The organism is Pseudomonas sp. (assembly GCF_030698175.1).
GTDB lineage: Bacteria > Pseudomonadota > Gammaproteobacteria > Pseudomonadales > Pseudomonadaceae > Aquipseudomonas.
In genome coordinates this window covers 66,548-76,833 of sequence record NZ_JAUYNT010000030.1, presented here as the reverse complement: position 1 = coordinate 76,833, position 10,286 = coordinate 66,548, and the positions used below count along the sequence as shown (strand labels likewise).

Genomic DNA, 10,286 nt, shown 5'->3' with positions numbered 1-10,286 from the left:
CAAGCCTTGTGCGCAGTGATGCGCAAGTATCTGACCGGCGTTTGGGCCTGCATCCAGCAGGGCGAGCGCTTTGATTCCAGCAAACTGTTCAGCAGCATTCACCAAGTGAAAGCTTGACCTCCAACAGAGTATCTACAAACTGTGCGCATCTGCAACACGTAACGGATACGGAGCCTTCTCTCCCGACTTACAGCTGCAAATCCGACAACCGCCACACCTCGAAGGCCGGCGCTTCGTAGGGATGGCTGAGACGCAAGGCCTTGACCGCCGCGTGGATCAGCTCATCGGCGACCACCAGATCAACTTTCCACTCGGCAACCAGCTCAAGCTGCCCCGGCTGGCCAATAAACGCCTGACTGCCGGCCAAGGGGCGGAACTGACCTTGGCCCAGCACCTGCCAACAGCAATTATCGTAAGCGCCGATGCGCCCGGCACCAGCGGTGAACACGGCCTGTTTAACCTGCTCAACATGGCTATCGGGTACGTAAAAACACAGTTTGTACATCAAGACTCCAGAGCAACCAACGTTGCAAAAGCACCAAGCGTCCGCGCGTTTCGGATGTAACAACCCTGTCTACGCCGATACTCGCATAGATGCTGGCACTTTGCCTTACGACCTAAGTGACGGCCTTGGCAAAACCGCCAACAGCTGCCCAACCGCACCGGCACAGGGCGCTTGGGTTAAGCTGCCACACAAGCCTCAACCCACCGTAGCACCGTAACGAGCCGCCATGACCGACTTCAAAACCACCACTGCAATCAATCCGACCAGCGTCACGCCACGTTTTGTCAGCGGCTCCTTGTTGCGCCATGTGGTGGTGATGTCCAGCACCGGCGCCGTGGGTTTGATTGCGATCTTTCTGGTCGATCTGATTAACCTGTTCTATATCTCGCTGCTCGGCCAGCAGGCGGTGGCAGCAGCAGTCGGTTTTGCCGGGGTGGTGGCGTTTTTTCAGCTGTCGTTTTGCATCGGCCTGATGGTCGGCATTTCGGCGGTGGTGTCCAGAGCCATTGGCGCCGGGCAAATCGCCCAGGCCCGCCGCCTGGGCAGCGCCAGCCTGCTGCTGATGGCCGCCGCCTGCACCCTGGTGACCGCACTCAGTTATGCCTTTCTCGGGCCGATTCTCGACCTGCTCGGCGCCGAGGGTGAAACCCACGCCCAGGCTTATCGCTATTTGCAGATCAGCCTCGCCTCGGTGCCGCTGCTGGGCCTGAGCATGGGCTGTGCCTCACTGCTGCGCTCGGTGGGCGATGCCAAACTGGCGATGAAAGTAACCTTGATCGGCGCACTGGTTACCGCCGTGCTCGACCCGGTACTGATCTTCGGCCTGCAGTTAAACCTTGAAGGCGCCGCGATTGCCGCCGTGCTAGCGCGCTTGTGCATGCTATTGATGGGCTTGTATGGCGTGTTGCGCGCGCACCAACTGCTGGGGCGCATTGAGCTGGGCGCCTTGGCCGGCGACAGCGCGACCCTCTGCCGCGTGGCCGGGCCGTCGATTTTGGCCAACCTGGCCACGCCTTTTGGCGCGGCCTTTGTCACCTACTTTATGGCCCAGTTCGGCCCCGCAGCGGTGGCCGGCCAAGCCACCATCGAGCGCTTAACCCCGGTGGCCTTCGGCTTGGTCTATGCCCTGAGCGGCGCCGTCGGACCGATCTTCGGCCAGAACCTCGGCGCCGGGCGCATCGACCGGGTGCAGCAAACCCTGCGTGACAGCCTGCGCTTTATGGCCATGGTGGTCGGTGGCGCCTGGTTGCTACTGGCGCTTGGCCAACAGGCAGTGATTTACGCCTTCTCCGCCAGCGGCTTAACCGCCGAGCTGATCTCGCTGTTTTGCTCGTTACTGGCGGCCAGTTTCTTCTTTGTCGGCGCGCTATTCGTCGCCAACGCGGCCTTCAACAACCTCGGCCGGCCACTGTATTCAATGGCCTTCAACTGGGCGCGGGCCACCCTGGGCACCATCCCTTTCGCCTATTTTGGTGCCCACTACGGCGCCAGTGGCGTGCTGATAGGCCCGGCCATTGGCGCGGTGATTTTTGGCTCCCTGGCGATCTGGGTAGCGTTTCGGCTGACCGGACGCTTGGCTGCAGATGCAGCGTTAACAGGCCGTTGAAAAACTACTGCGCTCGGCTATGCGGCGTTGAAATCAGCCTCAAAATGCTCATTTACGACCAGTAAACTGCGCTTTTTCGGCTGATTTCGCCTTGCCTAGCCGTCGCTCGCTACATTTTTCAACGGCCTGTTAAGCCAGCAAAGCCACTGACTTGATCTGCGCCCACAACTGCTGACCGGCGTGCAGGCCCAGTTGATCATGGGAATAGCGGGTGATCCGTGCCAGCAGCGCCGTGCCCTGCATGTCCAAACTGACCAACACATGGGCGCCGTTATCCGCCGCCGCCACCACGCCGACCGTCACCGGCAGCACATTGACAATGCTGCTGTGCGCCGGCCGCTCTAGCGCCAGGCTGACGTCCCGCGCCTGTACCTTGAAGCGCACAGTTTTGCCCACCGCCACCTGGCTGTGAGCCACCTGCACACACAGCGCGCTGCCGGGGAAACGCAGACTGAGCAACTGATAGGCCGGATCGAAGCCGCTGACCTCGCCTTCGACCAGCGCGCCGGCATCCTCCCCCAGGGCAATCGGCAGATCCAGCCGAGTCAGCATTGTGCCAATCGGGCCGCTGGCCAGCACCCGGCCTTGCTCCATTAACACCAAATAATCGGCCAACCGCGCCACCTCATCGGGGGAATGGCTGACATACAAAATTGGAATTTCCAGCTCGCCATGCAGGCGCTCCAGATAAGGCAAGATCTCGCCTTTGCGCTTGGGATCGAGCGCCGCCAAGGGTTCATCCATCAGCAGCAATTGCGGGCTGGTGAGCAAGGCCCTGGCGATGCCGACCCGCTGCCGCTCGCCACCGGAAAGCCGCGCCGGCAGGCGCTCGAGCAAATGTTCGATACCCAGTAGCTCAACCGCATGGGCCAGCTCAACCCGCCGCGCAGCAGGGGCGATGCGCTTAAGGCCGAACTCCAGATTACGCCGCACATCCAGGTGGGCGAACAAGCTGGCCTCCTGAAACACATAACCCAAGTCCCGCTTGTGGGTCGGCAGATAATGGCCCGCGCGGCTGTCTTGCCACAGCTGGCCATTGACCTGCAGATAGCCCTCATCGGCGCGCTCCAGCCCGGCGATGCAACGCAGCAGACTGGTCTTGCCCGAGCCCGAGTCGCCCAACAGCACGGTCACCCCACGACCAGGCAAGTGCAGGTCCACATCCAGGGCAAAGCCTGGATAAGACAGGCTAAAGCGCGCTTGGATCTGCTGCTCAGAGGCTCCAGCCATATCGGTCGCAGGCCATGCTGTGCTGCTATTGCTCATGTCTGCAATCCCCTTAAATTTGGCTATGTCCCCGTTATGGGTTGAAGAGCGAAAGTCCCATATCCTCTGGTTAGTGCCCCAAATGAATATGGGAAAAAGAACGGTTGTAACCCTGCAGGATTGTCATCGTACTCACGCTTGCTTCGCGGATAAATCCGCTCCTACACAAGCCCGGCAGCTGCAACAATTTCATCGGTTGGCCAACCCTGTAGGAGCGGATTTATCCGCGATTGGCCGGTGCAGACAGCACAAGTATCAAGGCTAATTTCCTTGCAACGCATAACTGGTACAGAGCCTTAGATTTACCCAACTCAGCGCGCCGCCGTTTGCATGCGTCCACTGCCATGCAGCAACAACAGCACCAAAAACGAGAACACCAGCATGCCGCCCGCCAACCAGTGGGCCTGGGCGTATTCCATGGCTTCGACATGATCGAAGATCTGCACCGAGACCACCCGGGTCTTGCCGGGAATATTGCCGCCGATCATCAGCACCACGCCGAACTCGCCGAGGGTATGGGCAAAGCCCAGAATCGAGGCGGTAATAAAACCCGGTTTGGCCAGCGGCAACACCACGGAAAAGAACGTATCCCAGGGCCCGGCGCGCAAGGTGGCCGCCACTTCCAGGGGCCGTTCGCCGATGGCCTCGAAGGCATTTTGCAGCGGCTGCACCACGAAGGGCATCGAATAGAACACCGAGCCAACCACCAGGCCGGCGAAGCTAAACGGCAAGATGCCCAAACCCAGACTCTCGGTGAACTGGCCAATAACCCCATGGGGCCCCATCGCCACCAACAGGTAAAAACCAATCACCGTCGGCGGCAGCACCAGGGGCAAGGCCACCACCGCCCCCAGCGGGCCTTTCAGCCAGGAGCGGGTGCGGGCCAGCCACCAGGCAATCGGGGTGCCGATCAGCAGCAGCAAAACAGTGGTCAGCGATGCCAGCTGCAGGGTCAGCCAGATGGCGGCAAAATCGGCGCTGGTCAGTGGCATCGCGAACTATCCCTCGGTCTTACCGTTGATAACCGTAAGATTTGATCACGGCGGCGGCTTGCGGGCCTTGTAAATAGTCCAACAGCGCCTTGGCGGCCGGGTTGTCCTTGCCCTTGCTGAGGATCAGCGCATCTTGCTTGATTGGCTCATGCAGCGCTGCCGGCACTATCCAAGCCGAGCCGCGGGTGATCTTGCCGTCTTTATAAACTTGCGACAGAGCGACAAAACCCAGCTCGGCATTGCCCGTAGCCACGAACTGCAAGGTTTGCGCGATGTTCTGCCCCTCGACCAGCTTGGGTGCTAGTGCGTCACTCAGGCCCAGTGTTGCCAATACCTGGATTGCGGCCAAACCATAGGGGGCGGTTTTCGGATTGGCGATGGCCAGGTGCTTGAATGCGTTGTCCTTGAGTACCGCACCGCCATCATCGACATAAGCGTCCTTGGCCGACCACAGCGCCAGGGTGCCGATGGCATAGGTGAAACGCGAACCGGCAACGGCGTCGCCCTCACTTTCCAGCTTGGCTGGGGTGCTGTCATCGGCAGCGAGCAACACTTCAAAGGGCGCGCCATTCTTGATCTGCGCATAGAACTGCCCGGTAGCGCCGAAGGATGCCAGCAGCTTGTGGCCGGTATCTTTCTCAAACTCACGGGCTATTGCTTGCATTGGCGCGGTGAAATTGGCGGCCACCGCGACTTGCACTTCGCCGGCCAGCACACTGCCGCTCAAGAGCACGCAGGCACAGAGCGCCAGCAGGGATTGCCAGAGAGAAACACGCATAAGCTGACTCCTGGAGTGAAGGTGCTGGGTAGCAAGGTAATGACCGCAGCTACTTGAATAAAATCAAAGCGCGCCAAGTGCTCAGAACACCCGAGGGTGTACCGTTATATACAAAAATATATAACGCATCAAGAATGCTGTCCGGCACTGGCCGAAGCTGCCCCGATGCTAAGATCCGCCGACGCCACCGACATGAAGCCTGCGCAATGAAGCTCGAAGGACAATTCTGGATCACCCAAGACGGCAAAAACCTGGCCGGCCAGGCCCGCATCGAGTTGTTGACGCAGATCGCCAACACCGGCTCGATCACCCAGGCCGCCAAGGCCGTGGGCATCAGTTACAAATCCGCCTGGGACTCGGTCGATGCCATGAACAACGCCGCCGGCAGCCCGTTGCTAGCCCGCGCCGCTGGCGGTAAAGGCGGTGGCGGCACGCAGCTGACCGCAGCCGGACAGCAACTGATCGATGCCTTTGCGCGCTATCAACAAGAGCATCAGCGTTTTCTCGACCGCCTGGGCGAGGACAGCAGCCTGGAGCCTTACCTGCAGATCATGGATCGGCTGCGCCTGCGCACCAGCGCGCGCAACCAACTGCTGGCCAAGGTGCGGCAGATTCATCCAGACGGCCTGAACGACCGCATAGAACTCGAACTGCACGGCAGTGCGCAAACCCTCAGCGCCTTGATCACCCACACCAGCAGCGAGCGGCTGAACCTCAAGGTCGGCGCCGAAGTCTTCGCCCTGGTCAAAGCCTCCTGGGTCAATGTGCTCGCCGCTGACGCGCTTGCCCAGCCAGCGGATAACCTACTGCGGGGTGAGGTGCTGCAGATTGAACGCGGCGAGCTGGAAAGCGAAGTGCAGATCCAGCTGCCCGGCGGGGCCCAACTGACTGCGCAGTTGAGCAGCAGCCAAATCGATGCCTTGGCTTTGACCGTCAACGGAGCGGTGCACGCGCGGATTAACCCCGAGCAGATCATCCTCTGCAGCATCTGAACCGAGCCGGACCACGGCCAGCCCTGCATTAAAACAGCAGCAAGCCGCCGCCCCAGCCAAGCAACAACAGGCCAACCAAGCGGCTAAACCAGCGCCCGCCGGGGAGGATTTTTTCCAGCAGGACATAGCCGCCGAGCAGTGCCGCCCACAGTAGGTTCATCAACCCGCCGACGAACAGCAGGCCCATCAGCAGCCAGCAGCAGCCCAAGCAATACCAGCCGTGGGCCAGGCCCATGCGCCAGCCACCGCGCCAGCCTGGACGCCAATAGGCCAGCAAAAACTGCAGCGGCCCACGGCAGTGCTCCAGGCAGGCGCTCTTGGTCGGCAACAGTTGGTAAGTGCCGGCGGCCAACAGCAGACCGGCGGCCAAGGTGGAACTGCGGCGTAATTCGAGACCCGGCGGCAAGCTGAGTAACTGTGGGCTTAGCGGCAGCAGCTGCTCCAGCCCCCATTGCAGCAAGGTAGCGAGCAGACTGAAGCCACTCCAGACCAGCACATAGGCCAGGCAAAACAACCCCACGGCCCAGTGCCGCTGGGCATTGGGCAGGCGTTTGCGCAGCATCAGTTGGTACATCATCAGCATCGGTATGGCGCTGGGCAGCATCATGCCGACCATCATCACCAGCCACATGGCCAACATCAGCAGCGCGTCGGCCAAACTCCAGGGCATCGGCATACCGGCCATGGCCACGTCCGCCATGCCGCCGGGCGCGGTCATCACGCTTGCCAGCCGCAACAACGCCAGCCACGCCAAGCCGCTCAGCGCCAGCAGGCACAACAACAGCAGCCACTGCTCCGGGCGCAATGGCCACAGTTGCGGGGGACTCTCGCTGGTCTCAGCCAGCCCCGCGGATAACCTGGGCAGCTTCAGCGCACCACTCCCTGACCAGTGAAATGCAGCCGGGCGAAGTGCCCATGGCTTTGCGTCGCATTGATTTGGATCGCGCCCTGGGTCTGGTAGCTGCCGCTGGCCATTTCCGCCTCGGTAAATTCAAAGCCGTTGGGCAGGGTCAAACGCGCCTGCAGTGGCTCACCGGTGAGTGGATTGCGAATCGGCTCACCGGTTGCCTCCAGTACCCCGGCAATCCGCGTGTGCGCCTGGCGAGCATCCACATCGACCGAGAACTCGATCGGCACAAACTGCGGTTCGAACATCTCGCTGATGGTGCTACTGAACACCTGAAACACGGTGGCGCCGGGCTCGGTCTCCGCGCCGGAGAGGATGGTCAGCAGCGCCTCGCGTTGCGCGGCCGTGGCCTTGTCTTCGATAAATACCTGGCAACGGCCATTGCCCTGATGGATGGCGCCGGGCCAGGCGAAGGTGCCGACCCAACACAGATCATCCAGTGCTACCTCATTGAAGTGGCCGTGCTCAACCCGCATCGACACCACAGCTTCGCAATGGCCGTGGCTGGGCAATGAGTTGAATTGGCACGGGCAGCCCCAGTTGCAATTGCAGGTGGCGAATTCGACTCCCTGCATCTGCCAATTTGCCATGCTCATGGTTAACCTCCTTCTCGCCCAATTAGCGCGAGAACGTGCGTTACCCCCATCGATTTAACGCTAGCAGAGCCAAGGGCCGCGAGCTGCGACAGCCGACCAAGGGCCCGACCGGCCGGTATGCGCCCAGAACCGCCGATCCAGCAGCGCGCAAGGCAGCCTGGATTTCTCTGGTAGCAAAGGCTTGGCGGTTTCCCTACTTGGGCGGCTTGTCGACCTCGCTGTTTAAGCCGGCGGCGCTGTACTGGTTGCGCGGATTCCATAGCATCCAGCCGTTGCTGCCGACAGCCTCGGCGGCATCGATTTGGGCGCGGATCTGGGTGGCGCCGAAGGTACGCCGGTCGAATGCGTAGTCGCGAAATGCCTGCAACCAGGGGCGGAAATGCAGCCCGTCCAGCTGCGTGCGCTCCTTGGCTTTTTGCAGGCTGCGCTCGACTATTGCATAGGGCGCGGCCACCGGATTGCGATAACCGGGTATGCCGAACTGGAAGCCCGAGGGATACAGCATCGGCGACATGATATCGAGCACCGGCCCTAAGCGTTCGAGCTGCTGACCGATAGCGGTATCGTTCTGATTCCAGCTCACATAGCCGAAAATATCGGCGGAAATAAACACGTTATAGGGGATTAGTCGTTGTCGCGCCTCGGCTAAAAATCCCGTAATCGCATCGACCCGCGTCGTTTCGGTGTTGGCTTGGGCAAAGCGCAGCCCCCTGGCATCGGGGAAGCGCACGTAGTCGAACTGGATCTCGTCGAAGCCGAGTTGGGCCGCCTCGATGGCCAGGTCGATATTGTATTGCCAGACCTCGCGGCGCAACGGATCGCCCCACATCAGCCCCTCGCGGTCACGCCAGACATGCCCCTGTGCATCCCGCACCGCCAGCTCCGGTTTCAGCCCCACCAGCAATGCATCCTTGAACACCACGATGCGGGCAATCAGGTACACGCCTTGCGCATGCAGGGACTGGATCAGCGCCGGCATGTCGCGCACTGTGATGACTTTTTGCGCCCCCGTTTGGGTCGCCAGGGCAACGCTGCTCGGATACGGCACCATGCCGCGATCACCTTTAACATCAATCACCAGGGCGTTGAGTTCGGTGCTCGCGATCAGCTGCAAGGCTTGCTCGCGCAACGCCTTGCTGCCGATACCATAGACCGACAGGTAAAGCGCCTTCGCCTTAAATGGCGCCAAGCCGATACGCTGCCCGGCGGGTGCGGCTGGCTGGCTGAAGCGCTGATAACCCAAGGCCCGCAGGGAGAACTGCTTGAGGTCGGCCGGCACGCTGAAGTGGCCGAAAGCGTCGCTCTGGGTAGTGCCGCCCGGATAGGTGACCAGCACGCCGGCCAGCGCGCCCCCGCTGTCTCGGTCATAGACATAACCGCCATCGCCTAGGGGCACTGCGGCGCCGGCCAACGTCATGGAAAACCACAGCAGCAACAGGGCAAAGGTACGCATGGCACTCACCTCTAAGGTTCGCTGGGTTTGCTGGATTGCCGCAATAGCGTCGCCAGCGCCCGTTCATCAATGCGATCAGCCATCAAAAAACGCGGCAGCGCCAGTAATGGATCGCTGCGCGAAGCACTGCGCCCATCGATGCTGAATGCCGCGACATAGCCGCTATCTCGCGCTTGCTGCTGCAAATCGTCGTCATAAATGCCAAATGGCCAGGCCAGTAGATCGGCCTGAATGCCGAGGGTTTGCTCCAGTTTTTGCTTGGAGCGCAGCAATTGCATCTGCACCAAGTCGCGATAGGCGGCCGGCGTCAGGCGGCGTTTCTCCTGCTTGAAATTCGGATGCCAGTAGGTATGGCTCTGGATGCTGAACCAACCGCTTTGCTGCAAGGCGCGCAATTGCTCCCAGGTCATGGCGTAGCTGGCGTTCGAGATGGCTGAGGGGTAGATAAACAGCGTGACCGGGATCTGATAGCGCTGCACCAGCGGCAGCATTTGCGTATAGACCGAGTGATGGCCGTCATCGACGCTGATCACCACGGCTTTAGCGGGCAACACCGGCGAGCCGGTGCGCAAGGCATCCACCACATCGTGCAGCGGCACCACCTGATAGCCTTGCGCCTTGAGGTAACGCAGATGTGCTGCGAATACCTCCGTGCGCACGGTCATGCTGTCGGCGACCGTCGGGCCAAAACGGTGATAGACCAAGATAGGCACAGACTCAGCCGCCGCCACTGCCGATAGGCACAGCAACAGACCGAAAGCCCAGCCAAGCCGCAGCCAACGAGCCACTACCCACCCCCAATGGCGTTTGCGCCGATTGAGATTTGACCTATATCCCGACCTTTAACAGGCCGTTGAAAAACGTAGCGAGCGACGGCTAGGCAAGGCGAAATCAGCCGAAAAAGCGCAGTTTACTGGTCGTAAATGAGCATTTTGAGGCTGATTTCAACGCCGCATAGCCGAGCGCAGTAGTTTTTCAACCGTCTGTTAACGCTCCCACTCCAACAGCCCGCAAGCCAGTTGACGACCAGGGCTGCTCACGCAACAAAACCGCCACAGCCGCGCGAGATTCGCCGGCAAGCTATAGCGATCAATACGCTGCAAACACAGACATAAATCTCCCGAATAAGATGGCTGCGAAAGATAAATACATACTTTCAGCTTAGTTGCGACGGGCTCTAAATGCGCGTTT

The 10,286-nt window shown here is 60.7% G+C and carries 10 protein-coding genes; 2 read left to right on the top strand and 8 right to left on the bottom strand.

Annotated elements, in window-relative coordinates:
• Positions 1-187: 187 nt before the first annotated feature.
• Positions 188-505: a YqfO family protein gene (locus Q8R10_RS17865; RefSeq protein ID WP_305655210.1), complete on the bottom strand. Its 318-nt coding sequence runs from the start codon at positions 503-505 to the stop codon at positions 188-190.
• Positions 506-731: 226 nt separating this feature from the next.
• Here Q8R10_RS17865 and Q8R10_RS17860 point away from each other — a divergent pair, with 226 nt between their 5' ends.
• Entirely contained in the window at positions 732-2,111 is a 1,380-nt protein-coding gene (locus Q8R10_RS17860) for an MATE family efflux transporter (RefSeq protein WP_305655209.1), read from the top strand.
• A gap of 129 nt (positions 2,112-2,240) precedes the next feature.
• Here Q8R10_RS17860 and modC read toward each other — a convergent pair whose 3' ends face one another.
• The 3 genes from modC to modA all read right to left on the bottom strand — a co-directional run bounded on the left by modC (position 2,241) and on the right by modA (position 5,147).
• Positions 2,241-3,341 (bottom strand): molybdenum ABC transporter ATP-binding protein, encoded by a 1,101-nt coding sequence (gene modC, locus Q8R10_RS17855; RefSeq protein WP_305655208.1) that lies wholly within the window; start codon positions 3,339-3,341, stop codon positions 2,241-2,243.
• Between the two features lie 347 nt (positions 3,342-3,688).
• Positions 3,689-4,369 (bottom strand): molybdate ABC transporter permease subunit, encoded by a 681-nt coding sequence (modB, locus tag Q8R10_RS17850; RefSeq protein ID WP_305655207.1) that lies wholly within the window; start codon positions 4,367-4,369, stop codon positions 3,689-3,691.
• A gap of 19 nt (positions 4,370-4,388) precedes the next feature.
• A complete protein-coding gene (gene modA, locus Q8R10_RS17845) occupies positions 4,389-5,147 on the bottom strand; it encodes a molybdate ABC transporter substrate-binding protein (protein ID WP_305655206.1) in 759 nt (252 codons plus the stop codon).
• A 206-nt stretch (positions 5,148-5,353) separates the two neighbouring features.
• On the opposite strand from modA, the gene Q8R10_RS17840 reads away from it, so the two are divergent.
• Positions 5,354-6,139 carry a TOBE domain-containing protein gene (locus Q8R10_RS17840; RefSeq protein ID WP_305655205.1) on the top strand — a complete coding sequence of 262 codons (786 nt, stop codon included), beginning with the start codon at positions 5,354-5,356 and terminating at the stop codon, positions 6,137-6,139.
• A 28-nt stretch (positions 6,140-6,167) separates the two neighbouring features.
• On the opposite strand, the gene Q8R10_RS17835 is transcribed toward Q8R10_RS17840, so the two are convergent.
• The 4 genes from Q8R10_RS17835 to Q8R10_RS17820 form a co-directional block, all read right to left on the bottom strand.
• Entirely contained in the window at positions 6,168-6,944 is a 777-nt protein-coding gene (locus tag Q8R10_RS17835) for a DUF2182 domain-containing protein (protein WP_305655204.1), read from the bottom strand.
• 62 nt (positions 6,945-7,006) lie between these two features.
• Positions 7,007-7,642, bottom strand: a complete 636-nt coding sequence (locus Q8R10_RS17830; RefSeq protein WP_305655203.1) for a DUF1326 domain-containing protein — start codon at positions 7,640-7,642, stop codon at positions 7,007-7,009.
• Positions 7,643-7,835: 193 nt separating this feature from the next.
• A complete protein-coding gene (locus Q8R10_RS17825; RefSeq protein WP_305655202.1) occupies positions 7,836-9,095 on the bottom strand; it encodes a putative glycoside hydrolase in 1,260 nt (419 codons plus the stop codon).
• A gap of 11 nt (positions 9,096-9,106) precedes the next feature.
• Positions 9,107-9,883: a polysaccharide deacetylase family protein gene (locus Q8R10_RS17820; RefSeq protein ID WP_305655201.1), complete on the bottom strand. Its 777-nt coding sequence runs from the start codon at positions 9,881-9,883 to the stop codon at positions 9,107-9,109.
• Between the last annotated feature and the right edge of the window lie 403 nt (positions 9,884-10,286).

What these genes read in the sequence shown, in the direction of transcription:
- Q8R10_RS17865 (WP_305655210.1), bottom strand. Translation starts at nt 505, where the DNA reads ATGTACAAACTGTGTTTTTACGTACCCGATAGCCATGTTGAGCAGGTT.
- Q8R10_RS17860 (WP_305655209.1), top strand. Translation starts at nt 732, where the DNA reads ATGACCGACTTCAAAACCACCACTGCAATCAATCCGACCAGCGTCACG.
- modC (WP_305655208.1), bottom strand. Translation starts at nt 3,341, where the DNA reads ATGGCTGGAGCCTCTGAGCAGCAGATCCAAGCGCGCTTTAGCCTGTCT.
- modB (WP_305655207.1), bottom strand. Translation starts at nt 4,369, where the DNA reads ATGCCACTGACCAGCGCCGATTTTGCCGCCATCTGGCTGACCCTGCAG.
- modA (WP_305655206.1), bottom strand. Translation starts at nt 5,147, where the DNA reads ATGCGTGTTTCTCTCTGGCAATCCCTGCTGGCGCTCTGTGCCTGCGTG.
- Q8R10_RS17840 (WP_305655205.1), top strand. Translation starts at nt 5,354, where the DNA reads ATGAAGCTCGAAGGACAATTCTGGATCACCCAAGACGGCAAAAACCTG.
- Q8R10_RS17830 (WP_305655203.1), bottom strand. Translation starts at nt 7,642, where the DNA reads ATGAGCATGGCAAATTGGCAGATGCAGGGAGTCGAATTCGCCACCTGC.
- Q8R10_RS17825 (WP_305655202.1), bottom strand. Translation starts at nt 9,095, where the DNA reads ATGCGTACCTTTGCCCTGTTGCTGCTGTGGTTTTCCATGACGTTGGCC.